Here is a 23,932-nt window from a genome sequence, read left to right as displayed (position 1 = left end):
TGGACTGAGACCGCGGTCTCTCGGGAACCGTGCTGCCATCCCCCCACCACACGTCTGAGGAGAGCCCGATGACCCCCACCGGTCAGCCCGTCCCGACCGCTCTGTCCCGCCGTCGCACCCCGGCGCTGGTCGACGGCGCCTCCGTCGCCGCCGCGGGTCTCGTGCAGGCCGCGCTCATCCTCGCCGCGCCCGCCGTGGGTCACGGCCTGGTGGCGGTGCGCTCGCTGCGGGGCACCCCCCTGGACTGAGGCCCGCCAGCACGTCGCCGAGGGGGGCCAGGACGGCGCGGGGCCGTGCGGCCACCCGGACCCACTCCGGCCCGAGACCGGGGAAGGTGTCGCACCGGCGCACCGCGATCCCCTGCTCGCGCAGGTGCTCGTGGGCACCGACGCCGGGTCGTGCCAGCACGAACGGCGCCACCGACGGCACGAACGGCACACCGCACGAGAGCAACAGGTCCTGCAGGTCGACCCGCCACTGCTGCAGCTCCCGCGCACGCCGCCGCTGCTCGCGCAGCCCCCGTGCGGAGGTGACCGCGTGCACGGTCGCCGACGCCGCCGCGGAGAACGTCCACGGCGGGCGGACCGCCCGTAGGGCCGAGACCGTGACCGGGTCGCCCACGAGGTAGCCCGCACGCACTCCTGGCACCGCCCAGCTCTTGGTCAGGCTCCGGACCACCACGAGGCCGTCGTGGCGCCTACCCACCCACGACTCGGGCTCCCCGGGCAGTGCGTCCATGAACGCCTCGTCGACCACCACGAGACGGCCCGGGCGCACCAGGGCGGCCACCTCCGCCCGGGGGTGCAGGGTGCCGGTGGGGTTGGTCGGGTTGCCCAGCACCACCAGGTCGGCCTCCTCCGGGACCGACGCCGAGCCGAGCGTGTCCCCCGGGCTCAGCAGCACGGTCCTCACCTCGTGCCCGGCCTGCACCAGGGCGGCGTGGGGCTCGGTGAACTGCGGGTGGACCACGACGGGGCACCGCCAGGGGCGCAGGCGCGCCAGGAGGGTGAACGCCTCGGTCGCCCCGGCCGTTGCCAGCACCTCCTCGGGAAACCGGCCGTGGTGGGTCGCCAGGGCACGCTCGGCCGGGCCGGCATCGGGGTAGGCCGCGACGTCGGCGACCGAGGCCTCGAGCGCCTCCCGGAGGAACGCCGGCGGACCGTGGGGGTGGACGTTGACCGCCAGGTCGAGGAGTCCGGAGCCGCGCACCTCGGCGTCACCGTGGTGGAGGAGCTGCGCCGAGGTGGGCCCGGCCGCCCGGTGCTCAGCCACGGTGCACCGCGGCGGCGAAGCGCGCGGCCAGCTGAGGGTGGCCGGCCCAGTGGGTGTGCAGGTACGACGCGTGCAGCGTCGGCCCGGCGAACCCGGTCGGCGCGCCGTCGACCAGCCAGGCGGGTCCCAGACCCGCACGCGGCCGGCTGCCGTCCCCGGCAACGGGCGTGACGTGGGTGCGGTGGAACTCGTGACCGGTGACCCGCTCCCCGGCGCGGGTCAGCAGGGAGTCCGAGGCGGCGACGGCCTCGGGGTAGCGCAGCGTGAGCCGCTCGGTCATCGCCGCGTCGGCGGGGACCGCCCCGACCATCGGCACCCGGTCCAGGCTGCGGCACAGGTAGAGCAGACCCGCGCACTCCGCCACCGTGGGGAGCCCGTCGGCGACGGCCCCGCGGACCTCCGCGACGAGGCTGCGGTTGAGCGAGAGGTCGGCGGCGTGCACCTCGGGGAACCCGCCGCCGAGGTAGAGGCCGGCCGTGCCCGCGGGCAGCGACCGGTCCTGGAGCGGGTCCAGGACCACCGTGTCGCAACCGGCCGCATCCAGCAGCTCCTCGGTCTCGGCGTAGCGGAAGGTGAAGGCGCGCCCGCCCGCGACGGCGACGAGCGGTCGCGCCCCGTCCCCCGGCGGGCTGGTCGGGGGACTCCACGGCTCGGCGTCGAGGTCGGGGGCGGTGGCGGCCAGGTCGAGCACGGCCTCGAGGTCGACGTGCCTCTCGACGAGGTCGACCAGCGGGTCCAAGGCCTCGGCCGACATGCCGCGTTCGACGGCGGGCACCAGGCCGAGGTGTCGTGACGGGGTGGCCACCGAGGCCTCCCGCGGCAAACGCCCCACCACCGGCAGCCGCACCGAGGACTCCACCTCCGCGGCGTGGCGCGGGGAGCCGACCTGGTTGAGGACGACGCCGACCACGTGCACCGAGGGGTCGTAGGTCGCCATCCCGTGCACCACCGCACCCACCGATCTGGAGGCGCGGGCGCAGTCGACGACCAGCAGCACCGGCGTCCTGGTGAGCGCGGCGACGTGGGCGGTGGACGCGAAGCCGGCCCCTCCGACGCGGCCGTCGAACAGACCCATGACGCCCTCCGCCAGGGCGACGTCGGCGCCGCGGGCACCGTGCAGGAGCAGGGGGACGACGCGCTCCTCCCCGACCAGGTGCGGGTCGAGGTTGCGGCCGGGGCGCCCGGTGGCCAGGGCGTGGTAGCCGGGGTCGATGTAGTCCGGGCCCACCTTGTGGGCCGAGACCGTGTGCCCGCGCCGGCGCAGCGCAGCCATCAGTCCCGTGGCGATCGTCGTCTTGCCCTGGCCGGTGGAGGGTGCCGCGACCACCAGACGCGGCAGCCGTCGCCCGCCGGCGCTCACCACTCGATCCCCCGCTGCCCCTTCTGCCCGCGGTCCATCTGGTGCTTGACCTTGGTCATCTCCGTGACCAGGTCGGCCGCCGCGACCAGGTCGGGGTGGGCCCGGCGACCGGTGACCACGACGTACTGCCGTCCGGGTCGCTCCTGCAGGGTCCGCACCACGTCGTCCACGTCGACCCAGCCCCACTCCATGGGGTAGGTGAACTCGTCGAGGACGTACAGGTCGTGCCGCTCCTCGGCGATCGCCCGCTTGACCTCGGCCCAGCCCTCGGCCGCGTCGGCCGCGTGGTCGGTCTCGGCGCCGGCCTTGCGGCGCCACGACCAGCCGGCGCCCATCTTGTGCCAGCTGACCGGTCCGCCCTCGCCCGTCTGCTCGTGCAGCTCGCCGAGCCTCTCCAGCACCGTCTGCTCCCCGATGCGCCAGGTCGCGGACTTCACGAACTGGAAGACCCCCACGTCCCACCCCTGGTTCCACGCCCGCAGCGCCAGCCCGAACGCGGCGGTCGACTTCCCCTTCCCGTCGCCGGTGTGCACCATCAGCAGCGGCAGGTGCCGTCGCTGGGCGGTGGTGAGCCCGTCGTCCGGGACGGTCAGCGGCCTGCCCTGGGGCATCAGTGGTCCTCCTGTCGCTCGCGCGGGGCGCGGTGGTGGTCGTAGGTCTCGTGGTGGACGGCCGCGGCCAGTGGTCGCCGGCGGCGCCACCCGTGCCGCTCGAGGTCCGGCACGGTCCGCAGGGTGCTGACCCGGCCCAGGCACAACCAGGCGATGGGACGCACGTGCGCCGGCAGGTCCACGAGCCCGGCCAGCACCTTCTCCCGGTAGAACGACACCCACCCCACGCCCAGGCCCTCGGCGGTCGCGGCCAGCCAGAGGTTCTGGACCGCGAGGACCGCCGAGAACAGCCCGGTGTCGTCGACCGTGCGCCGACCGAGCACCTGCGCGCCGCCCCGCGTGGGGTCGTAGGTCACCACCACCCCCAGCCCGCTCTCCCGGACCCCCTCGACCTTGATCGCCGCGAACCGCTCGCGCTCCTCGCGCCGCAGGCCAGCGGCGTACGCCGCCCGCTCGGCGGCGACGTGCTGGGCGAACCCCTCCAGGACGCACCGGTCGCGGACGACGACGAAGTCCCAGGGCTGGCTCATCCCCACGCTCGGCGCCCGATGGGCTGCGTCGAGCACCCGCAGCAGGGTCCCCTCGTCCAGGGGCTCGCCGGTGAACTCCGCGCGGACGTCGCGCCGGCGGGCGACCAGGTCGTAGAACCTGCGGGCGTCCTCTGCGACCCCGGGGGCCGGGTCGGCCCTCACGCGGCGCGCCCGCGGACCACGCCGTGCAGCGCCGCCGCGTCGACAGCGGCCACGGGGACGTGCTCGGCACCGAGCCGTTGCGCCAGCGTCCGGGCCAGCCCGAGCCGGATCGGGCCGGCCTCGCAGTCGACCACGACGCAGTCCACCCCGGTGGCCGCCAGCCGGTCCGCCGCCCGGTGGGAGCGGCCGACGGCGTCGGCGCCGGACGTGGCACGGCCGTCGGTCACCACGACCAGCAGCGGGCGGCGCGCCCCTGCGCGGCGTCCCTCGCGGTCCAGGACCCGGGCGGCCTCCGACAGGCCCTCGGCCAGGGGCGTGCGACCGCCCGCGGGCAGCGCCTCGAGCCGGGACGCGGCCACGTCCACGGACCCGGTCGGCGGCAGCACCAGCGTGGCGGAGTCGCCGCCGAAGGTGACCAGCCCGACGGTGTCGCGCCGCTGGTAGGCGTCCAGCAGCAGGCTCAGGATCGCCGACTTCACCTCGCGCATGCGGCGTCGCGCGGCCATGGAGCCGGAGGCGTCGACGCAGAAGAGGACGAGGTTGGACTCCCGCCCCTCGCGTACCGCCGCACGCAGGTCCGCGGGCCGCAGCCGCAACGGCCCGTCCGCGCGGCCGCGGGCGTGCTGATGCGGCACCGATGCCAGCACCGTCCCCAGCAGGTGCGGTCCTGCGCCGGCGGGAGCGTCCGCGGTCGGGACGGAGCGGACCACGCGTCCGGTGCTGGACTCCGCGCGGCTGCGCCGCCCCGGCGCGGGGCGCGTGGCGCCGCGGTCGCGGCGGTGCGTCCCGTGCGCCTGCAGCAGCCGGGCCCGGAAGGTCTCGCCGGCGCCCACGGTCGAGCTCCGGGGTGGGGATGCGCCGGCCGGTTCCGAGCCGGCCGGGAGATCGCGCCCCTCGCCCTCCGCGCCGTCGCCGCTCCCGCCGTCGCCGCCCTCGCCGTCGCTCGTGACGCCGCCCCCCGGTCGGGGATCGGGCTCCGGGTCCGGCTGGGGATCGGGGTCGGGGTCGGGATCGGGGTCGGGGTCGTCCGGGCCGAGGGCGTCGTCCAGCGCCCGGTCCAGCAGGTCGTCCTCGAGGTCGGGGTCGTCGAAGGGCGCGCGGCGCCGTCGGTGCGGCAGCGCCAGGCGTGCGGCCACCCGGACGTCCTCGCCGGTGACCTCGGTGCGGCCGCACCAGGCGGCGTGGGCGACTGCGGTGCGGGCGGTGACGATGTCGGCCCGCAACCCGTCGACCTCGAGGGCGGCGCAGACCTCGGCGACCGCGAGCAGCACCTCCTCGCCCAGGTGCACGTCGGTGCATGCCGACCGCGCGGCGGCGACCCGTGCGGCGAGCCGCTGCTCGGCGGCGGCGAACCGCGCGACGAACCCGGCAGGGTCGGCCTCGAAGGCCAGCCGGCGGCGCACCACCTCGACCCGTCGAGCGGGGTCCCGGGGGGCGGCCACGTCCACGGACAGGCCGAACCGGTCGAGCAGCTGCGGGCGCAGCTCGCCCTCCTCGGGGTTCATGGTGCCCACCAGGACGAAGCGCGCCGGGTGGGTGACCGAGAACCCGTCGCGCTCGACGGTGGCCCGCCCGGTCGCGGCCGCGTCGAGCAGCAGGTCCACGAGGTGGTCGTGCAGGAGGTTGACCTCGTCGACGTACAGCAGGCCGCGGTGCGCCCTCGCGAGCAGCCCGGGCTCGTACTCCGCGCGCCCGGCGGACAGGGCGCGCTCGAGGTGGATCGAGCCGGTGACCCGGTCCTCCCCCGCACCCACCGGCAGCTCCACCAGCCGGACGGGTCGGCTCACGACCGGGGTCCCGTCGGCGAAGGGGCCGTCGGGGGAGACGTCCCCGGGGTCACGCGGGTCCGTGGAGAAGCGGTCGCCCTCGATGACCTCCACGGGCGGGAGGACGGCGGCCAGGCCGCGCACCGCCGTCGTCTTGGCGGTCCCCTTCTCCCCGCGCACCAGGACGCCGCCCACCTCGGGGGCGACCGCCGCGAGCAGCAGGGCGAGGACCAGGTCGTCGGACCCGACCACGGCCGAGAGTGGGTAGGACAGGGTGGGGTGCTGTGGCACGTGAGGCTCCCGCTCGTACGCCAACGGACAGAACGCCCCGAGGCCGGTCTTCGGACTTCCGGTGCCGCACCTGGTGGGTGCGACCGGTCACCGCAGCGGGCCTGTGCCGGACTTCCACCGGCTTCCCAGATTCTCCCCTCACGGGGCACCTCGAGGCTGCGGGCACACGATAGCCTCGCCGCCCGTGACCTCCCCCGCGGCCCACCATCCGGTCCCTCCGACGGAGCCGATCGTGGTGGCCGCGCTGTGCCTGCGCGACGCGGAGGGTCGGGTGCTGTCGGTGCGCAAGCGCGGCACGACGTCGTTCATGCTGCCCGGGGGCAAGCTCGAGCCGGGTGAGGGCGCCGTGGCCGCGGCCGTGCGAGAGGTCCGCGAGGAGGTGGGGCTGGTCGTCCGGGACCCCGCTCCCCTGGGCCGCTTCACCGCGCCGGCCGCCAACGAGCCCGGGCACTGCGTGGTCTCGACGGTGCTCACCGCGCAGCTGCCCGGCGAGCCCGTCCCCGCCGGGGAGATCGAGGAGCTGTGCTGGGTGGACCCGCACGACCCGGTCGTGCCCCCCGGCACCACCCTGGCCCCGCTGACCCGGGACCACGTGCTGCCGGCGCTGCTCGCGGGAGGGCCGCGGGTGGTCGTGGTGGGGGTGGGGGCCGACGGCTGGGGCGGCCTGCCCGAGCCGGTGCGGCAGCGACTCACCGCCGCACCGGTGGTGCTCGGCTCGCCGCGCCAGCTCGACCTGCTGCCGCCGGTCGAGGGGCAGCGCCGCGAGCCGTGGGGGCGGCCGTTCGGGGAGAGCCTGGTCGGGCTGCTGGCGGAGCACGCCGCCGCCGAGCCCGTGGTGCTGGCCTCGGGCGACCCACTGGTCTCCGGCGTGGCCGGCACCCTGGTGCGCCTCCTCGGACCCGAGCGCGTCGACGTGGTGCCGGCGGTCTCGTCGGTGGCGCTGGCGCGGGCCCGGATGGGCTGGGCCCACGACGCCTGCGCGGTCGTGACGGTGGTCGGCCGCAGGGTGGAGCGGGTGCTGCGCGAGCTGGCGCCGGGTCGGCGCGTGGTCGTGCTGTCCTCGGACGCCTCGACCCCCGCCGCCGTCGCCGGGCTGCTGGTCGGCAGCGGCCACGCGGCGACCCGGTTGACCGCGCTGGCCGACCTCGGCGCTCCCCACGAGAGCAGGTACGCCGGCACCGCCGCCGCGTGGGACCACGACGTGCCGGCGCTGCACGTGCTGTGCCTCGAGGTCGCCGGCGACTCCCCCACGGCCTGGGCCCCGGCGTCGTGGGCGCCCGGACTGCCCGACGACGTCTTCGAGCACGACGGGCAGCTGACCAAGCGCGACCTGCGGGCCAGCGCCCTGTCCCGGCTCGCGCCGCGCCCCGGGGAGCTGCTGTGGGACCTCGGCGCCGGGGCCGGGTCGGTGGGCATCGAGTGGATGCGCGCGCACCCGACCTGCCGCACGGTCGCCGTCGAGCGGGACCCGGCCCGCGCCGGGCGGGTGCGCGCCAACGCCGCACGCCTCGGCGTACCGGACCTCGAGGTGGTCGAGGGCAGTGCGCCCGACGCGCTGGCCGGGCTCCCCGCGCCGGACGCGGTCTTCGTCGGCGGCGGCGCCACGGCTCCGGGACTCCTCGATCGCTGCCTGGCGGCGCTGCGTCCCGGAGGGCGGCTCGTGGTCCACGGGGTGACCGTGGAGACCGAGTCGCTGCTGGCCGCCGCCCACGCCCGCCACGGGGGCGAGCTGACCAGGATCGCCGTCGAGCACGCCGCGCCCCTGGCCTCGTTCACCGGCTGGGAGCCCTCGCGCACCGTGGTCCAGTGGAGCCTTCAGGTGCGCGGTCGGTCGGCGGAGTAGAGCCAGGACTCACCGGCCCCCGGCACCGGGTCACCGCTGCCACCGGCCCCGGCCAGCGCCCGGCCGACCAGCACGACGGCCGCCTGTCTCAGCCCCGCCTGCTCCACGGGGGCGGCGATCGTCGCGACCGTCCCACGCAGCACCAGCTCCTCGGGCTGGGAGGCCCGGTGCACGACCACGACCGGGCAGTCCGGGCCGTGGGTGGGCAGCAGCCGCTCCATCAGGTCGCGCACCCGGGTGATGGCCAGGTGCAGCACCAGGGTGGCCCCGGTGGCGGCGAAGGACTCCAACCGCTCGGTGTCCGGCATCGCGGTCGAGCGTGCCTGGGTGCGGGTCAGCACGACCGACTGGGCCACCAGCGGGACGGTGAGCTCGCGGCCGACCCGCGCCGCGGCAGCGGCGTACGCCGGCACCCCCGGCACCACCTCCCAGGGCACGCCCGCGGCATCGAGACGGCGGGACTGCTCGTGCAGCGCGGAGTAGAGCGAGGGGTCCCCGGAGACGAGCCGCACCACCCGCTCGCCGCGGAGGTGACCGGCGACCAGCTCGTCCACGATCGCGTCGAGGTCCAGCCCCGCGGTGTCGACCAGGCGGGCACCGTCGCGGCAGTGGCCCAGCACCTCGGCGTCGAGGTAGGTGCCGGGGTAGAGCACCACGTCAGCGCGGCGCAGCAGCTCGACCGCCCGCAGGGTCAGCAGGTCCGCGGCGCCCGGGCCGGCGCCCACCACGTGGACAGGGTTCACGGCTGGACCCACCGCGGCGTCCAGACCCGGCCGGCGCGGTCGACGCGGGTGCTCGAGGCGCCGACGAGCACCAGGCACTTCATGTCGATCGACCCGGCGTCGAGCCCGGCGAGCGTGGTCACCACCAGCGACTCCTCGGCCCGGCCCACGTCGCGCCCGACCACGACCACGGTGTCGGGGGTCTTGTGCTCCAGCAGCAGCTTCTGGGCGGCCACGACCTGCTCGGTGCGGCTGCGACTGGCGGGGTTGTAGACCGCCACCACCAGGTCGGCCTCGGCCAGCGCCCGCAGCCGCCGCTCGACCACCGACCACGGCTTGAGCCGGTCGCTGAGACTCACCACCGCGAAGTCCCCGCCGATCGGCGCCCCCGCCCTCGCGGCGACAGCCTGCACGGCCGAGAGTCCCGGCACGACGCGCACGTCGACGCCGTCGTACGCCGGGTCGTCGGCCGCCTCCAGGACCGCGGTGGCCATCCCGAAGACCCCGGCGTCGCCACCGCTGACGACCGCGACCCGCTCGCCGGACCGGGCCAGGTCCAGCGCGGCGCGGGCCCGGTCGATCTCCACCCCGTTGCCCGAGGCGTGCCGGGTCAGGCCGGCGCGTTGCGGCACCCGGTGGACGTACGGCGCGTAGCCGACGACGTGGTCGACCCCCGCCAGCGCCTGGCTCGCCTCGGGGGTGAGCCAGCCGTCGGGCCCAGGGCCCAGCCCGACCACGACCAGCTCGTGCGCCGGGCGCACCTGCGGGTCCGCGACCGTCCGGACCGGTGCGGCGTCGCGACGGCCGGTGCCGTGCACGGAGTCGCCGTTGACCACGACGAGCGAGAAGTACGGCACGGTGCCGGGGTCGACGTCGGCCACGGGCATCGCCCGTTCGGCGCCGGTGGAGGCCCGCTCGACGTACATCGCGTGCTCGAGCCGGCCGGCGGCCGCCAGGGCGCGGCGGACGGCCGGGAAGGTCCGGCCGAGCTTCATGATCACCGCACCGTCGGTGTCGGCCAGTCGACGTGCGAGCTCGGGCTCGGGGAGGGTGCCGGGGAGCACGGTGAGCACGTCGGTCTGACGCACCAGCGGCCAGGCGACCGCCGCGGTGGCGGCCGCGAAGGCGGGGACCCCGGGCACCACGACGGTCTCGAACCGCTCGGCGAGCGCGTCGTGCATGTACATGAACGACCCGTAGAACAGCGGGTCCCCCTCCGCCAGGAGGACCACGTCGCGCCCGGCGTCGAGGTGGGCCGCCAACCGGGCCGCCGCCTCGGCGTAGAAGTCGGCCAGTGCTCCGGCGTACCCGCCCGGGTGGGCGGTGGAGCCGGTGGTGACCGGGTAGGTCAGGCACTCCTCGACGCACCCGTCGGGGATGAGGTCGGCGGCGATCCGCCGCGCGTTCGACTGCTTCCCGACGCCCGCGTGGTAGGCCACGACGTCGGCGGCGCCGATCAGCCGCGCGGCCTTGAGCGTGACCAGCTCGGGGTCGCCCGGGCCGACGCCCACGCCCCAGAAGCGGCCCCGCCCCTCCCCCGCGCTCACTCCGCCTCCTGGGCCAGGGCGTTGACCGCCGAGGAGCACATCGCCGAGCCACCGCGGCGCCCGCGGACGGTGACGAACGGCAGGTCGATGCCGTGGTCGCGGCGCAGGTCGACCAGCGCCTGCTTGGACTCCGCGGCACCGATGAAGCCCACCGGGCAGCCGACGACCGCGGCCGGCCGGGGGCCGCCGGCCAGGATCATCTCCAGCAGGTGGAACAGCGCGGTGGGCGCGTTGCCGATCGCGACGACCGCACCCTCCAGGACCGGCTCCCACAGGGACACCGCCGCTGCGGTGCGGGTGGTCCCCCACCGGGCCGCCAGCGCCGGGACCCTCGGGTCGTGCAGGTCGCAGCGCACCTCGTTGCCCCGGGGAAGCCGGGAGGCGGTGACGCCGACGGCGACCATGCGCGCGTCGCAGAGGACCGGTGCCCCGGCCTCCAGCGCCTCTCGCGCTGCCGGCACCACGTCGGGGTGGACGACGAGGTCGCTGACCAGGTCCACCTGGCCCGACCCGTGCACCATCCGCACCGCCAGCCGCTCGGCGGAGGGCGGCACCAGCGACAGGTCCGCCTCGCGCCGGATCGTGGCGAAGGAGTCGACGTAGATCGCCGGCCCGTCGGTGACGTAGTCGTAGCGCCGCTCGGGCGCGACGGGCTCCCAGGAGCCGAGGGGGTCGAGGGTGTCGCTCATGCCGCCGCCCCCGCTCCCGGCACCAGCACGCCGTGCCACGGGGTCACGACGACATCGGTCCCCAACCCGGCGGCGGCCTCCACGTCGCCCATCAGCCGATCGTCGAGGGCCCCGCCCGGGATGTGGACGTGGACGCCGCCGGCCACGGCACCGTGGACCAGCGGCGGGGAGGACACCACGGCCCGTGGGTCGGCCGTCGCGACGGGCAGGAGCGGCGCGCCGAGCTCGGCGACGTGCCAGGCCGCGCGTGGGCCGCTCCCCCGCCGCCGCAGGAACTCCTCGGCGAGCGCCACCAGCGCGCGGGGCGCCCCGGCCAGCGGCACGACCGGGCCCCACCGGGACGGGTCGGGCCCACCGCAGCGCAGCTGGGCGGTGCGGTCGTCCAACGCCGTCAGACCGAGGTCGCACTCGCGGTCGGCGAGGTCGCCCCGGCCGTCGTCGAGCACGAAGAGGAACCGGCCGGGCAGCGCGGCCAGCGCGGGCGAGCCGCACAGGAGCCGGTCGAGGTCCCGGGCCACCGGGCGCAGGTCCGCGCGACCGCCGGCCAGCCCGGTCTGGGGTGAGACCAGGACGTTGCGCACGAGCTCGTGGGTGCGGCTGGGGACCAGGCCGGTCGCGAGCACGGCACCGACCACCTCGGCGGCCACCTGCTCCCCACCACCGGCACCGGCACCGGTGGCCGCGGCAGGGAGACCACGCAGCTGCAGGTTGGCCCGCGTCGTCAGGTGCACCCGGGCATCGCCCCACCGCTCGGCGATGTCGAGCAGCGCGCGCAGCCGCGACACCGGGATGCGCCCGCCGACCAGGCGCAGGCGCACGAGCAGGCCGTCGTCGGCCGGCCAGGGGCGGAAGAGTGCGGGGCACCGATCGGCTCGGTGACGGGGGGACACGACGGGCACGAGGCCAGCTCCTTCGAGGTCCGGGCTCGTCCGCGAAGCCCGTCTGCGACCTCACGGCGGCTGCCGCAAGGGCCAGCAGGTCTTCGGACTCGGGATCACTCGGCACCGGGCGCCTTCCCAGCGGCTCCCCTCGCCCGAGGGGACCCACCAGTGGCGTGCTGCCCGGCCCGTCACCCACACCGCTGCGCGTCAGTCCCGGATTCTCACCGGGTTCCCAGTGACTGGCCCGAGGACCGTACCAACACCGTGCCGGACGCCTCGTTCCCGTCCGGCCACCGATGCCCTAGTCTTCGGCGAGCAGGTGTGAGGAAGCCGGTGGGAATCCGGCACAGTCGCGCTACTGTGACCGCCCTCCGCGAGCCGTCGTACGACGGTTGGTCGGTGGGTGGGAGTCAGACCCGATCGCCTGCTTCCATCCCCATCGACCAGGGACGCAGTCATCCCTGAGGAGGACCCATGTCGCAGTCTGCCCTGCCCATCTCGGCCGCCCCGCTCTCCGAGCAGCTCGCTCCCGTCCCGCTGCGCGAGCTCGCCCCCTGGACCGTGCTCCTGGCCACCCTCGGGCTGCTGGTGCTCTTCTTCGTCGGCGTCGACCAGGGCGCCGTCTCGGTGCCGTCGGGCTCCTTCGTGCACGAGCTCACGCACGACGGTCGCCACCTCCTCGGCTACCCCTGCCACTGAGCGCACCCGTGAGCACCCCCGTGCCCGCGCGCGCCCTCCTCGTCCGAGGACTGCTCGCCGGCCTGCTGGCCGGCCTCGTCACGTTCGCCGTCGCCCACCAGGTGGGCGAACCCTCCGTGGAGCAGGCGATCGCCCTGGAGTCCACCGCGCCGCCCGGCCACGACCACGCCGAGAGCACCCCTGCCCACTCCCACGCCGAGGAGGACGCGGTCGTGAGCCGCACCGTCCAGCGCACCGTGGGCCTGTGGCTGTCCACGGTGCTGGTCGGGCTCGCCCTCGGCGGCCTGGTGGCCCTGGGTGCGGCCTACGCCGTGGGCCGGCTGGGGTCCCTGAGCGCCGCCCAGTCCACTGCGGTCGTCGCCCTGGTCGGCTTCGTCTCCTTCACCCTCGTGCCGTTCTCGAAGTACCCCGCCAACCCGCCGGCTGTCGGCTCGGGCGAGACCATCGGTGAGCGGACCGCGGCCTACTTCGGGTTCGCCGCGCTCTCGCTCGTGCTGGCCGTGCTGGCGGTCGTCGCCGCCGTCCGCCTGGCCCGGCACCTGGACGGGTACGCCGCCTCGGTCGCCGCCGGGACCGGGTACCTCGCGTTGGTCGTCTCCGTCGGCGTGCTGCTGCCGGCCGGGGAGGACGTCGGCGCCTACCCCGCAGGGGTCCTGTGGGCGTTCCGCACCGCGTCGCTGGTCGTGCAGACGACACTGTGGGCGGTGCTGGGGCTCGTGCTGACCGGCCTCGTGGGCCGTCTCTCGGCCAGGGCCCGGCACGAGGTGGCACGCCGGCAGCTGGCGGCCTCGCTGTGAGCGCGACGTCCGGGGCGGTCCGGCCCCCCGACGCCGGCGCCCGCGCGTCCGCGGTCGATCGGCTGGCCGCCCTGGCCACCCCGGCCGGAGCGCTGGGGCGGCTGGGCGACCTGGCCGTCTGGCTCAGCGCCACCACCGGCGAGGTGCCGCCGCCGGACCTGCGCCGGACCGGCGAGGTGCGGTTGACCGTCTTCGCCGGCGACCACGGCGTCGCGGCCCACGGAGTCTCGGCGTACCCCGCCGCGGTGACGCCGGCCATGGTCCGCACCGTCGCCTCCGGGCGCGCCGGCGTCTCGGCGCTCGCGGCAGCCCACGGCGTGAGCGTGCGGGTCCTCGACGTGGCCGTCGACGACGACCTCGCCGACCTGCCCCCGTCGGTCACCGGGCGCCGGGTCCGACGTGGGTCGGGCGCCATCCACGTGGAGGACGCCCTCACCGGCGAGGAGACGGTCACCGCGGTGGAGCTGGGTCGCGCGGTCGCCCGCGAGGAGCGCGCCGCGGGCGGCCGGCTGTTGCTCGGCGGAGACCTCGGCATCGGCAACACCACCCCTGCCGCGTCCCTGGTCGCCGCGGCGCTCGGGCTGCCCGCCGAGGAGGTCGTCGGTCGCGGCACCGGGGTCGACGAGGACGGGCTGGCCCGCAAGACCGACGTCGTCGCGACCGCCCTGGCCCGCACCCGCGGTCGCCACGACGATCCCGTGGACTGCCTGGCCGCGCTCGGCTCGGCGGACCTCGCGGCGACGACCGGCTACCTGGCCGAGGCGGCGGCCCTGGGCGTGCCGGTGCTGCTCGACGGGCTGATGTCGGTGGCGTGCGCGCTGCTCGCGGAGCGCCTGGCGCCCGGCGCCGCGGGCTGGTTCGCCGCCGGCCACCGCTCCACCGAGCCGGCCCAGTCGCTGGCCCTGGCGAAGCTGGGCCTCGAGCCGCTCCTCGACCTCGGGCTCCGGCTCGGCGAGGGCAGCGGCGCGGTGGCGGCGGTGCCCGTGGTGCGCTCGGCGGCCGCGCTGCTGCGCGGAACCGCCCTGCTCTCCGAGGTCCTGACCTGAGGATCGGGCCCGTGCGCGACCCGCTGCTGCTCGCGCTCGGCACCCTCACCACCGTGCCGGTGCCGGCCCCACGCCGGGTCGACCCCCGCGTCGCCGGCCGCGCCATGCTGGCGGCGCCGGCCGCGGTGCTCCCGCTCGGCGTCGCCGTCGGCGTGCTGCTGGTCTCCACCGCCGCACTCGACCTCGCGGCGCCGGCGCGCGGCCTGCTGGCCGTGCTGGTGCTGGCGCTCGGCACCCGAGCCCTGCACTGGGACGGCCTCTCCGACGTCGCCGACGGCCTGACCGCCTCCTACGACCGGGAGCGGTCCCTGGCCGTGATGCGCACCGGGACCTCCGGCCCCGCCGGGACCCTCGCGGTCGTGCTGGTGGCCGGCCTCCAGGCCACCGGGTTCGCCGTCCTCTCCGGCTCGACCTCCGGTTGCCTCCTCGCGGCCGGCTGCGTGCTGGGGTCGCGGGTGGCGCTGGCGACCGGCTGCGCCCGCCCGGTCCCCTCGGCGCGCTCCGACGGCCTGGGGGCCACGGTGGCCGGCACCGTCCCGGTACCACTGGCGGCGACCTCCTGGCTGCTCCTCGCGGCCCTCCTCGCCACGCTCGCGGGCCCGGTGCCGGCCGGCGCGGCCGTGCTGGTGGCGGCCGTCGCGACGGTGCTCCTCCTCCGTCGCTGCACCACCCGCCTGGGCGGAGTCACCGGCGACGTCCTCGGCGCCGGCGTGGAGATCTCGCTGGCCGCCCTGCTGCTGACCCTCGCATGAGCCGGGACGTCACCCGCGCACGGCCGAGGCGTCACTCGCGCACGGTCGAGGGGTCACAGCCGCAGGGTCCGGCCCGCGACCACGAGGTGCACCTCGTCGCAGGCCCTCCCGACCCGCTGGTTCAGCGTGCCGAGCAGGTCCCGGAAGACCCGGCCCGACCGGTGCGCCGGGACCACCCCCAGACCGACCTCGTTGGTCACCAGCACCACGTCGCGCTCGGTGGCCGCAAGCGCGGCCAGCACCTCGTCCGTACGCCGCTCCAGCAGCTCCGCGAGCTCAGCGGCCGACCGCTCCCAGGCCCGCTCCTCGTCGAGCACCCCGGTCAGCCAGGTGCCGAGGCAGTCGACCAGCACGGGTGCCGACCCCTCACGCAGGGCCGCGGCGACGTCGCGGGTCTCGACGGTGCCCCACGCGGCCGGCCGGCGCGCCCGGTGTGCCGCGACCCGCGCCGCCCAGTCCGGGTCGGGGTCGTGGTCGGTCGTGGGCCCGGGTGCGACGTAGGTCGCCGGCCCGTCCCCGGCGACGGTGAGCACCAGCTCCTCGGCATGCCGCGACTTGCCCGACCGGACGCCGCCGGTCACCAGCACCTTCACCTGCCACCTCCGGTCTCCTGCACGGAGCGCGGATGAGCGCCCGCGCCGTGGGCCTGCTGCTGGGGTACGCCGCCGACCTGGTGTGGGCCGATCCCGCACGGCACCACCCTGTCGCATGGTTCGGCACCGCCGCGAGCCTGCTCGAGCAGCGGCTGTGGCGCGATGAACGGGGCGCGGGCGCGGCGTACACCCTCGCGCTGGTCGGCGGGGTGACCGTGCCCGCGGCCCTGCTCGAGCACCGAGCGCCACCCTGGGTGCAGGCGGGCGCGACGGCGCTCGCGACCTGGACGGTCCTGGGCGGCACCAGCCTGGACCGCGAGGCCCGCGCGGTGCAGCGACTGCTGGACGAGGGCGACCTGGACGCGGCCCGGGCGCGCGTCGGCCGGATCGTGGGGCGCACGACCACGCGGCTCGACGCGGCGGGCGTCGCCCGGGCCGCCGTGGAGTCGGTCGCGGAGAACACCTCCGACGCCGTGGTCGGCTCCCTGGTGTGGGGCGCCCTCCTCGGGGTCCCGGGGCTGCTGGGCCACCGGGCGGCCAACACCCTGGACGCGATGGTCGGTCACCGCACCCCGCGCCACGAGCGGTTCGGCTGGGCCTCCGCCCGCCTCGACGACGTGCTCGGCCTCCCGGGCGCGCGGCTCACCGCTGCCCTGGCCGTCGTCGCCGGGCCGGACAGGGCCGGCGCCGCGCGGGCCTGGCGACGCGACGCGGCCGCGCACCCCAGCCCCAACGCCGGGCCGGTGGAGGCCGCGTTCGCCGGGGCGCTGGGGCTGACCCTCGGCGGCGAGACGACCTACGGCGAGCGCACCGAGCAGCGCCCCCGCCTCGGCGACGGGCCGGCGCCGGCGGCTCACGACGTCCACCGGGCCCGCCGACTCGCCGGCCGGGTGGGGGTCGGGGCGCTGGTCCTCACCGCGGGCCTGGCCCGTTGGCTGCCCGCACCCAGGCGACGGCGTCCCCGACCGCGCTGACGACCGGCACGCCCGCCGCTGGCGCGGGGCGCGCCACCACGACGCAGGGCACGCCGAGCTCGGCGGCGACGGCCATCTTCGGCCACGTGTGCGCGCCGCCGGAGTCCTTGGTCACCAGGACGTCGGCACGGTGCCGGCGCAGCAGCGCCCGCTCGCTCTCGTGGCTGTAGGGCCCCCGGTCCAGCAGCAGCCGCCAGCCCCGGGGCACCTCGACCTCGGGCGGGTCCACGACCCGCGCCAGCACGGCGTGCCCGGCCAGCGGCCCGGTGAAGGCCCCCAGGTGCTGACGGCCCACGGTGAGCAGCGGCCGTGCCCCGAGCCCTGCCGCGGTCGCCGCGGCCCCGTCGTGGTCCGCCACGAGGTGCCACGACCCTGTCGGGTCGCTCCACCCGGGCCGGGCCAGCCGCAGCAGCCGCCCGCCGGGGACGGCCTGCGCGGCGTGCGCCGAGATCGTCGCGGCGAAGGGGTGGGTGGCATCGACGACGACGTCGAACCCCGCAGCGTACGCCGCCAGGCCGGCGACCCCGCCGAACCCCCCGATCCGCACCTGCCCGACCGGCAGCCGGGGTCGCGCGACCCGCCCGGCCAGCGACGTCTCGACCGCCAGGCCGTCGGCGACCAGGGCAGCGGCGAGCTCCCGCGCCTCCGCGGTCCCGCCGAGCAGAAGGACCCTCACCGGGTGCCGCCGCGGGCCAGGGAGAGCAGGGCGGGGACGTCGAGGTGCTCCTCGACGAGGTCCCCGAGGAGGTCCAGGCGCCGTTCCCGTGCCGCGGGGAACGAGGTCCGCGACGTCACCCCCAGGGTCTCGGCGAGGTAGGCCGCACGGACCGCGTCGTCCTCCAGCGCCCCGTGGACCATCGTCCCGGTCACCGACCCGGCGGTGAGCCGGCCGCGCACCCGCCCGTGGTGAATCTCGTAGCCCGCCGGCTCGTGACGTCGCAGCACCTTCTCCTCGCCGAACTCCGTCTCGAGGTCGAGCAGCCCCAGCCCGTCGACCACCGCGCCCGCGGCCCCCTCGATCCCGATCGGGTCGCGGACCACTCGCCCCAGCACCTGGCACCCGCCACAGATCCCGAGCACCGGCCGGCCGCGGCCGGCGTGGTCGAGCACCGCCCGGTCCAGGCCGCGCGCCCGCATCCAGGCCAGGTCCTCCAGGGTCGCCCGGGTCCCGGGCAGCACCACGAGGTCGGCGTCGCCGAGGTCGCGGGGCCCGGAGGCGAAGACGACGTCGAGGTCCGGCTCGAGAGCGAGGGCGTCGACGTCGGTGAAGTTGGAGATCCTCGGGAAGCGCACCACGACGACCCGGCGGGCATCGCCACCGGTGCCCGCCGCACGTCCCTCGAGGTCCAGGGCGTCCTCGGAATCCAGCCACACGTCGGGCCGCCACGGCAGCACGCCGTGCACGGGCAGCGAGGTGCGCCGCTCCAGCTCCTCCAGGCCCGGGCGCAGCAGGGTCGGGTCGCCGCGGAACTTGTTGACCACCCAGCCCGCCAGCAGCGCCCGGTCCGCGGGGTCGAGCAGCTCACGGGTGCCGACGAACGCCGCGAGCACACCGCCCCGGTCGATGTCGCCGACCACCACGGTGGGCAGGGAGAAGGCGCGCGCGAGCCCCATGTTCACGTAGTCACCGGCCCGCAGGTTGACCTCCGCCGGGCTGCCGGCGCCCTCGGCGACCACGACGTCGTAGCGCGAGGCGAGGTCGGCGTACGCCGCATGTGCGGCTGCGGCCAGGTGCCGGCGTCCGGTCTTCCAGTCCCGCGAGGAGACCGTGCCGCCCGGACGACCCATCACCACCACGTGGCTGCGCCGCTCTCCCCCGGGCTTGAGCAGCACGGGGTTCATCGCCACCTCGGGGACGGCCCGGGCGGCCAGCGCCTGGGTCCACTGGGCGCGGCCGATCTCGGAGCCGGCGCCGTCCGCCCCGTCGACGACCATGGAGTTGTTGGACATGTTCTGCGCCTTGTACGGCGCCACGCGGACGCCCCGCCGGGCCAGCGCGCGGCACAGCCCGGTCACCACCAGGCTCTTGCCGGCGTCGGAGGTCGTGCCCGCGACCAGCAGCCCGGTCACCCGGCGCCGCCCAGCGGCCAGGTGCACAGTCGGCGGCACGCGTCGTTGCCCCACCACTGCAGGTCGACCCGGTCCACCACGAGCTCCGCGGGCAGCAGGTCCCCGAGCGCGGCGCGGACCGAGCCGAGGCCGACCTGCGGCCCCACGCGGTCCAACGTCACGTGCGGGGTCGGCTCGCCGTACCTCCCCCCGTAGGGCGGGTACGCCGGGAACGCCTCGACCAGGGCCGCGGTGAGCTCGCGCAGCGGCCCGTCCGGCTCGGGCACCGCGTGCACCAGCCCGTCGGCGAAGACCGCGACCGAGGTCAGGGTCACCGTGGACGCGCCGACCTCCGCGAGCACGTCGCCGACCCGCCGCAGGTCCGCGGGCGAGGGCGCGGGGACCCACGGCGAGAGCAGCGTGAGGTGGGCGTGCGCGAAGGCCGGGTCGGCGGAGACGAAGCTCTGGTCGTAGTGCGCCGTGCGCTCCCGGACCCACTCCTCCAGGGCCGGGACCGGGACCGCCAGGCAGGTGTGGCCGGTGGTGTGGCCGGTGGTGTGGCCGGTCACCGGCGCACCTGGGCGAAGGCCAGCCCTGCCAGGTCCGGTGGTACCGGTCCGCCGACGGCCGCCCAGCGCAGGACGGCCCCGACGGTGTCGTGGTCCAGCACCTGGCCCAGCCAGGTGTCGTGGGGCCGCCCGCCGGTGGCGAAGTCCCTGACCAGCAGGACGTTGCTGCGGTCGCACTGGGCCAGGCAGTCGACCACGCGCACCCGCACCTGGGCTCCGTCGACACGGCCGGCGCCGGTGAGCAGGTCGTCGCGCAGGGCGTCGTGGTCGACGTCGGGGTGCTTGTCGGGCGAGCCGCAGCAGCAGTCGCGGCACAGCAGGAGGTCGCGGTCGGGGAGAGTCACGCGCCCTCCTCGCGGACGGGGTCGGGTGCACGGACCAGGTACACGTCCATCACCCACCCGTCGACGGCAGCGGCCCGTTCCCGGGCGGCCCCGATGGCCGGCAGGACGTCGCCGACCCGTCCGGCCACCGCCTGCTCCCCGGCCGCGCCGAGGTTGGCGGCCCACCAGATCGACCAGTCCTCGAGGCCGAGGCCGTCGAGCTCGATGCGCCGGTTCAGCATCACGGCGACGTTGCGCTGCCCCTGGGCCAGCGCCTCCGGCAACCGCCGCCCCGTCGTCACGTGCAGCGGACGGGCCACGTCGTGGAGCACGATCCGGTGCCGCGCCGCGAGCAGCGACAGGCTGCTGACCCCGGGCACGACGTCGACGTCGAGCGGCAGCCGCCGGGTGAGCCGGTCGAGCAGCCTCAGGGTCGAGTCGTAGAAACCGGGGTCGCCCCAGACCAGTAGCGCCACGTCACCGGGGTGCTCCCGCAGGGCCCGCTCCCAGCGCGCCGCCCGCTCCTCGTGCCAGGCGGTCACCGCGGCGGCGTACCCCTGCTCGTCCAGTCCCTCGCGGCGATCGCGGCGGGCGTCCTCGACGACGACGAGGGGCAGTCCGTAGGCGGTGCAGATCGCCCGTCTCGCCGCCAGCAGCGGGTCGTGGGTGCTCTTCTCGAAGGCCAGGACCACGTCGACCGACCGCAGCGCGGCGACCGCCTCGGGGGTGAGGTGCTGGGGTCCCATCCCCATGCCGACCACCCGGACGCGCCGCGCTGCCCCCACGCCGCTCATCCGCGGTCCTCCAGGTCCCCCTCGGTCTCGAGGTAGACCTCCTGCATCCGGGCGAGCAGGTCGGGGTCGGGCTCGGCCCACATCCCCCGGTCGACCGCCTCGTGCAGCCGCTCCACGATGCCGCGCAGCGCCCACGGGTTGGAGGCGCGCATGAAGGCCCGGTTGGTGTCGTCCAGGACGTACTCCTGCGCGAGGGAGGCGTACATCCAGTCGTGCACCACCCCGGCCGTCGCGTCGAACCCGAAGAGGTAGTCGACGGTCGCAGCCAGCTCGAAGGCCCCCTTGTAGCCGTGCCGCTGCATCGCCGCGATCCACCGTGGGTTGACCACGCGCGCCCGGAAGACGCGGTTGGTCTCCTCCTGCAGGGTGCGGGTCCGTACGGCGTCGGGGCTGGTGGAGTCGCCGACGTAGGCCCGCGGGTCGGCCCCGGTCAGCGCGCGGACGGTCGCGACCATGCCTCCGTGGTACTGGAAGTAGTCGTCGGAGTCGGCGATGTCGTGCTCACGGGTGTCGACGTTCTTGGCCGCGACCTGGATCCTCCGGTACGCCGTGCGCATGTCCTCCGCGGCCGGGCGACCGTCGAGGTCGCGGCCGTAGGCGAAGCCACCCCACGCGGTGTAGACCTCGGCGAGGTCGGCGTCGCTGCGCCAGTCGCGCGACTCCACCACCTGCAGGATGCCCGCGCCGTAGGACCCGGGCTTGGAGCCGAAGACCCGGGTGGTGGCGCGCCGCTCGTCGCCGTGCTCGGCGAGGTCGGCACGCGCGTGGGCGCGCACGTAGTTGAGGTCGTCGGGCTCCTCCAGGGCCGCGACCATCCGCACCGCGTCGTCGAGCATCGCCACGACGTGCGGGAAGGCGTCGCGGAAGAACCCCGAGATCCGCACCGTCACGTCGATGCGGGGACGGTCCAGCTCCTCCAGCGGCACCACGACCAGCTCACGGACCCGGCGCGAGGCCTCGTCCCACTCCGGCCGCACGCCCAGCAGCGCCAGCACCTCCGCGACGTCGTCGCCGGAGGTGCGCATCGCCGAGGTCCCCCAGACCGACAGCCCGACCGAGCGCGGATAGGTGCCGGTGTCCTCGACGTGGCGGCGCAGCAGCCCCTCGGCCAGCGCCTGCCCGGTCTGCCAGGCCAGGCGGCTCGGCACCGCGCGCGGGTCGACGGTGTAGAAGTTGCGACCGGTCGGCAGCACGTTGACCAGGCCGCGCAGCGGCGAGCCCGACGGGCCGGCCGGGACGAACCCGCCACCGAGGGCGTGCAGCACCGCATCGAGCTCGTCGGTCGTGCGCCGCAGCCGCGGCACCACCTGCTCCGCGGCGAACTCCAGCACCCGTCGCACCTCCGGGTCGTCGTGCAGCGTCGAGGCGACCGCGGGGTCCCACCCGGCGGCCTCCATCGCCAGCACCAGCCCGCGGGCCCGCCCCTCGACCTCGTCGACCACCGCCGTCGCCGCGTCCGCCTTCATCCCCAGTGCGGTGCGCAGGCCCGGCACCGCCTGCTCCTGACCGCCGAACACCTGGGCGGCCCGCAGGATCGCGAGCACCAGGTTGACCCGGGCCTCGCCGTCCGGCGCCTGGCCGAGCACGTGCAGGCCGTCGCGGATCTGGGCGTCCTTGATCTCGCACAACCAACCGTCGACGTGGAGCAGGAAGTCGTCGAACTCCTCGTCCTCGGGACGCTCCTCCAGGCCGAGGTCGCGGTGCATCTCAGCCGCCTTCATCAGCTGCCAGATCTCGCCACGGATCGCCGGCAGCTTGGCCGGGTCCATCGCGGCGATGTTGCCGTACTCGTCGAGCAGCTGCTCGAGACGGGCGATGTCGCCGTAGCTCTCGGCCCGCGCCATCGGCGGCACCAGGTGGTCGACGATCGTGGCGTGCGCCCGGCGCTTGGCCTGGGCGCCCTCGCCGGGGTCGTTGACCAGGAACGGGTAGACCAGCGGCAGGTTGCCGAGCACGGCGTCGGTCGCGCAGGCCGCCGACAGCGCGGCGTTCTTGCCCGGCAGCCACTCCAGGGAGCCGTGCTTGCCCAGGTGCACCAGCGCGTGCGCCCCGAAGCCGCCCGCCTCCTGCGCGGCCTCCAGCCAGCGGTAGGCGGCGAGGTAGTGGTGGCTCGGGGCGAGGTCGGGGTCGTGGTAGATCGCGACCGGGTTCTCGCCGAAGCCGCGGGGCGGCTGGATGAGCAGGACCACGTTCCCGGCGCGCAGGGTGGCCAGCACCAGCTCGCCGTCGTCGTTGCGGAACAGCGTGCCCGGCGCGGGGCCCCAGGCCTGCTCGATCTCATGGCGCAGCCCGGCGTCGAGGTCGGCGGTCCAGGCGGCGTACTGCTCGGGGGTGATCCGCACGTGCGCGTCGGTGAGCTGCGCCGTGGTCAGCCACTCCTCGTCCTGACCGCCGGCGTCGATGAGGGCGTGGATCAGCGCGTCCCCGGCCTCGGCGTCGCTGCGCTCGGGGTCGTCGGCCAGCGCCAGCACCCGGGTGACCACGGCGGCGGGATCCTCCAGGCCCAGGTCGTACCCCTCCTCGCGCAGCCGGCGCAGCAGCCGCACCGCCGAGACCGGGGTGTCGAGGCCGACGGCGTTGCCGACCCGGCTGTGCTTGGTGGGGTACGCCGAGAGCACCAGCCCCAGGCGTCGCTCGGCGGGCGGGACGTGGCGCAGCCGGGCGTGGTTGACCGCGATCCGCGCGACCCGGGCGCAGCGCTCGCCGTCGGCGACGTAGCGCGGCAGGCCCGCCGGGTCCTGCGGGTCGACCTCCTTGAACGAGAACGGCGCGGTGATGATCCGCCCGTCGAACTCCGGGATCGCGACCTGGGTCGCGGAGTCCAGCGGCGAGACGCCGTCGTCGTTGGCCTCCCACTCCGCGCGGCTGCTGGTCAGGCACAGGCCCTGCAGGACGGGGATGTCCAGCGCCCGCATCCGCTCCACGTCCCACGCCTCGTCGTCCCCGCCGGCGCTCGCGCCCGCCGGTGTGGTGCCCCCCGCGGCCAGCACGGTGACCACGAGGGCGTCGAGGGTGCCGAGCGCGGCGTACAGCTCGTCGGGCGCGGAGCGCAGCGAGCCGGCGAACACCGGTACGCCGACCGCCTGACCCGTGGCGTCGATCGCGTCGGCCAACGCGTGGGCGAACGCGTCGTTGCCCGCGACGTGGTGGGCGCGGTAGTACAGCACCCCCACACGCGGCATCTCCTGCCCGGTGGTCGGGCTCGTCGAGACCCGCTCGACCATCCCCCACTGGGGCACCTCGACCGGCGGCTCGAACCCCTCGCCGGTGAGCAGCACCGTGTCGGAGAGGAACGCGTGCAGCTGGCGCAGGTTCTCCGGACCGCCCTCGGCGAGGTAGCGGTGGGCCTCGGCGGCCACGCCGATCGGCACCGAGGAGAGCTCCATCAGCTCGGCGCTGGGCTGCTGCTCCCCGCCCAGCACGACCACCGGCATCCCGGTCTCGCGGACCCGGAGGAAGCCGCTGCACAGGTCCTGCGGCGACCCGAGCAGCCGCCCCACGACGAGGTCGCAGCCCTCGATCGTCTCGGCCATCGACCGGTGGCCGGGTCGCGAGGGGTTGGCCAGCACGAAGTCGGCCCCGCTCGCCCGCGCGGACAGCAGGTCGGTGTCGGAGGTGGACAGCAGCGCGATGCGCGCACGACGGCTCTCGCCCATGGGTTT

The 23,932-nt window shown here is 76.4% G+C and carries 23 protein-coding genes and 2 riboswitches; of the genes, 7 read left to right on the top strand and 16 right to left on the bottom strand.

All coding sequences use genetic code 11. The features are described 5' to 3' along the window. The first annotated feature begins 68 nt into the window (after positions 1-68). On the top strand, positions 69-248 hold the full coding sequence (locus tag BKA05_RS05385) for a hypothetical protein (protein WP_179530507.1): 180 nt from the start codon (positions 69-71) through the stop codon (positions 246-248). On the opposite strand, the gene cobC is transcribed toward BKA05_RS05385, so the two are convergent. Genes cobC through BKA05_RS05365 form a run of 5 tightly spaced genes read right to left on the bottom strand, consistent with a single transcriptional unit; the run spans position 175 to position 5,992 of the window. Further along, a complete protein-coding gene (cobC, locus tag BKA05_RS19555; RefSeq protein WP_343045531.1) occupies positions 175-1,272 on the bottom strand; it encodes an Rv2231c family histidinol phosphate aminotransferase CobC in 1,098 nt (365 codons plus the stop codon). The two genes, BKA05_RS05385 and cobC, sit on opposite strands and share 74 nt — an antisense overlap. Then, complete coding sequence (locus tag BKA05_RS19550) at positions 1,265-2,632, bottom strand: cobyrinic acid a,c-diamide synthase CobB (RefSeq protein ID WP_343045530.1); 1,368 nt, start codon at positions 2,630-2,632, stop codon at positions 1,265-1,267. Before BKA05_RS19550 ends, cobC begins: the two co-directional genes overlap by 8 nt. Beyond that, positions 2,629-3,243 carry a cob(I)yrinic acid a,c-diamide adenosyltransferase gene (cobO, locus tag BKA05_RS05375; RefSeq protein ID WP_179530506.1) on the bottom strand — a complete coding sequence of 205 codons (615 nt, stop codon included), beginning with the start codon at positions 3,241-3,243 and terminating at the stop codon, positions 2,629-2,631. The genes BKA05_RS19550 and cobO overlap by 4 nt, the downstream gene beginning before the upstream one ends. Continuing rightward, positions 3,243-3,935 (bottom strand): 5,6-dimethylbenzimidazole synthase, encoded by a 693-nt coding sequence (gene bluB / locus BKA05_RS05370; RefSeq protein ID WP_179530505.1) that lies wholly within the window; start codon positions 3,933-3,935, stop codon positions 3,243-3,245. The genes cobO and bluB overlap by 1 nt, the downstream gene beginning before the upstream one ends. Continuing rightward, positions 3,932-5,992, bottom strand: a complete 2,061-nt coding sequence (locus BKA05_RS05365; RefSeq protein WP_179530504.1) for a VWA domain-containing protein — start codon at positions 5,990-5,992, stop codon at positions 3,932-3,934. Before BKA05_RS05365 ends, bluB begins: the two co-directional genes overlap by 4 nt. Positions 5,993-6,016: 24 nt before the next feature. Beyond that, positions 6,017-6,160: riboswitch (cobalamin riboswitch) on the bottom strand. A gap of 16 nt (positions 6,161-6,176) precedes the next feature. Between BKA05_RS05365 and cbiE the strand changes: the two genes are divergently transcribed. Beyond that, a complete protein-coding gene (gene cbiE / locus BKA05_RS05360) occupies positions 6,177-7,835 on the top strand; it encodes a precorrin-6y C5,15-methyltransferase (decarboxylating) subunit CbiE (protein WP_179530503.1) in 1,659 nt (552 codons plus the stop codon). Here cbiE and BKA05_RS05355 read toward each other — a convergent pair. From BKA05_RS05355 to BKA05_RS05340, 4 genes are read right to left on the bottom strand one after another with little or no spacing between them, the layout of a single operon-like run. Beyond that, a complete protein-coding gene (locus BKA05_RS05355) occupies positions 7,808-8,578 on the bottom strand; it encodes a cobalt-precorrin-4/precorrin-4 C(11)-methyltransferase (RefSeq protein WP_343045529.1) in 771 nt (256 codons plus the stop codon). The genes cbiE and BKA05_RS05355 overlap by 28 nt on opposite strands. Then, a complete protein-coding gene (locus BKA05_RS05350) occupies positions 8,575-10,104 on the bottom strand; it encodes a precorrin-2 C(20)-methyltransferase (protein ID WP_179530501.1) in 1,530 nt (509 codons plus the stop codon). Before BKA05_RS05350 ends, BKA05_RS05355 begins: the two co-directional genes overlap by 4 nt. After that, positions 10,101-10,793: a precorrin-8X methylmutase gene (locus BKA05_RS05345; RefSeq protein ID WP_179530500.1), complete on the bottom strand. Its 693-nt coding sequence runs from the start codon at positions 10,791-10,793 to the stop codon at positions 10,101-10,103. Before BKA05_RS05345 ends, BKA05_RS05350 begins: the two co-directional genes overlap by 4 nt. Further along, a complete protein-coding gene (locus tag BKA05_RS05340) occupies positions 10,790-11,692 on the bottom strand; it encodes a nitrite reductase (protein WP_179530499.1) in 903 nt (300 codons plus the stop codon). The genes BKA05_RS05345 and BKA05_RS05340 overlap by 4 nt, the downstream gene beginning before the upstream one ends. A gap of 57 nt (positions 11,693-11,749) precedes the next feature. Further along, positions 11,750-11,933: riboswitch (cobalamin riboswitch) on the bottom strand. A gap of 215 nt (positions 11,934-12,148) precedes the next feature. Here BKA05_RS05340 and BKA05_RS05335 point away from each other — a divergent pair. Genes BKA05_RS05335 through BKA05_RS05320 form a run of 4 tightly spaced genes read left to right on the top strand, consistent with a single transcriptional unit; the run spans position 12,149 to position 14,968 of the window. Continuing rightward, the gene (locus BKA05_RS05335) at positions 12,149-12,373 is read left to right on the top strand and encodes a CbtB domain-containing protein (RefSeq protein WP_179530498.1); all 225 of its coding nucleotides are present in this window, start codon (positions 12,149-12,151) and stop codon (positions 12,371-12,373) included. 8 nt (positions 12,374-12,381) lie between these two features. Then, positions 12,382-13,170 carry a CbtA family protein gene (locus tag BKA05_RS05330; protein WP_343045528.1) on the top strand — a complete coding sequence of 263 codons (789 nt, stop codon included), beginning with the start codon at positions 12,382-12,384 and terminating at the stop codon, positions 13,168-13,170. Then, entirely contained in the window at positions 13,167-14,216 is a 1,050-nt protein-coding gene (cobT, locus tag BKA05_RS05325; protein ID WP_179530497.1) for a nicotinate-nucleotide--dimethylbenzimidazole phosphoribosyltransferase, read from the top strand. Before BKA05_RS05330 ends, cobT begins: the two co-directional genes overlap by 4 nt. A gap of 11 nt (positions 14,217-14,227) precedes the next feature. Further along, positions 14,228-14,968, top strand: a complete 741-nt coding sequence (locus tag BKA05_RS05320) for an adenosylcobinamide-GDP ribazoletransferase (RefSeq protein ID WP_179530496.1) — start codon at positions 14,228-14,230, stop codon at positions 14,966-14,968. 53 nt (positions 14,969-15,021) lie between these two features. Here the strand turns inward: BKA05_RS05320 and cobU are convergent, their stop codons facing one another. Further along, positions 15,022-15,561, bottom strand: a complete 540-nt coding sequence (cobU, locus tag BKA05_RS05315; RefSeq protein ID WP_179530495.1) for a bifunctional adenosylcobinamide kinase/adenosylcobinamide-phosphate guanylyltransferase — start codon at positions 15,559-15,561, stop codon at positions 15,022-15,024. A 32-nt stretch (positions 15,562-15,593) separates the two neighbouring features. Between cobU and BKA05_RS05310 the strand changes: the two genes are divergently transcribed. Further along, a complete protein-coding gene (locus BKA05_RS05310; protein ID WP_179530494.1) occupies positions 15,594-16,535 on the top strand; it encodes a cobalamin biosynthesis protein in 942 nt (313 codons plus the stop codon). On the opposite strand, the gene BKA05_RS05305 is transcribed toward BKA05_RS05310, so the two are convergent. From BKA05_RS05305 to cobN, 6 genes are read right to left on the bottom strand one after another with little or no spacing between them, the layout of a single operon-like run. After that, on the bottom strand, positions 16,474-17,211 hold the full coding sequence (locus BKA05_RS05305; protein WP_179530493.1) for a cobalt-precorrin-6A reductase: 738 nt from the start codon (positions 17,209-17,211) through the stop codon (positions 16,474-16,476). The two genes, BKA05_RS05310 and BKA05_RS05305, sit on opposite strands and share 62 nt — an antisense overlap. Further along, positions 17,208-18,605 carry a cobyric acid synthase gene (locus tag BKA05_RS05300; protein WP_179530492.1) on the bottom strand — a complete coding sequence of 466 codons (1,398 nt, stop codon included), beginning with the start codon at positions 18,603-18,605 and terminating at the stop codon, positions 17,208-17,210. The genes BKA05_RS05305 and BKA05_RS05300 overlap by 4 nt, the downstream gene beginning before the upstream one ends. Then, positions 18,602-19,153 (bottom strand): 2'-5' RNA ligase family protein, encoded by a 552-nt coding sequence (locus tag BKA05_RS05295; RefSeq protein ID WP_179530491.1) that lies wholly within the window; start codon positions 19,151-19,153, stop codon positions 18,602-18,604. Before BKA05_RS05295 ends, BKA05_RS05300 begins: the two co-directional genes overlap by 4 nt. Next, positions 19,150-19,497 carry a hypothetical protein gene (locus BKA05_RS05290; RefSeq protein WP_179530490.1) on the bottom strand — a complete coding sequence of 116 codons (348 nt, stop codon included), beginning with the start codon at positions 19,495-19,497 and terminating at the stop codon, positions 19,150-19,152. Before BKA05_RS05290 ends, BKA05_RS05295 begins: the two co-directional genes overlap by 4 nt. Then, entirely contained in the window at positions 19,494-20,270 is a 777-nt protein-coding gene (gene cobF, locus BKA05_RS05285; RefSeq protein ID WP_179530489.1) for a precorrin-6A synthase (deacetylating), read from the bottom strand. The genes BKA05_RS05290 and cobF overlap by 4 nt, the downstream gene beginning before the upstream one ends. Beyond that, on the bottom strand, positions 20,267-23,926 hold the full coding sequence (cobN, locus tag BKA05_RS05280) for a cobaltochelatase subunit CobN (RefSeq protein WP_179530488.1): 3,660 nt from the start codon (positions 23,924-23,926) through the stop codon (positions 20,267-20,269). Before cobN ends, cobF begins: the two co-directional genes overlap by 4 nt. Positions 23,927-23,932 lie beyond the last annotated feature (6 nt).

The organism is Nocardioides marinus, from assembly GCF_013408145.1.
Lineage (GTDB): Bacteria > Actinomycetota > Actinomycetes > Propionibacteriales > Nocardioidaceae > Nocardioides > Nocardioides marinus.
Note: the sequence above shows the minus strand (reverse complement) of the source record. Positions and strands in the feature narration are given on the sequence as shown.

What these genes read in the sequence shown, in the direction of transcription:
- cobO (WP_179530506.1), bottom strand. Translation starts at nt 3,243, where the DNA reads ATGCCCCAGGGCAGGCCGCTGACCGTCCCGGACGACGGGCTCACCACC.
- cobN (WP_179530488.1), bottom strand. Translation starts at nt 23,926, where the DNA reads ATGGGCGAGAGCCGTCGTGCGCGCATCGCGCTGCTGTCCACCTCCGAC.
- BKA05_RS05385 (WP_179530507.1), top strand. Translation starts at nt 69, where the DNA reads ATGACCCCCACCGGTCAGCCCGTCCCGACCGCTCTGTCCCGCCGTCGC.
- BKA05_RS05345 (WP_179530500.1), bottom strand. Translation starts at nt 10,793, where the DNA reads ATGAGCGACACCCTCGACCCCCTCGGCTCCTGGGAGCCCGTCGCGCCC.
- cobF (WP_179530489.1), bottom strand. Translation starts at nt 20,270, where the DNA reads ATGAGCGGCGTGGGGGCAGCGCGGCGCGTCCGGGTGGTCGGCATGGGG.
- BKA05_RS05335 (WP_179530498.1), top strand. Translation starts at nt 12,149, where the DNA reads ATGTCGCAGTCTGCCCTGCCCATCTCGGCCGCCCCGCTCTCCGAGCAG.
- BKA05_RS05310 (WP_179530494.1), top strand. Translation starts at nt 15,594, where the DNA reads ATGAGCGCCCGCGCCGTGGGCCTGCTGCTGGGGTACGCCGCCGACCTG.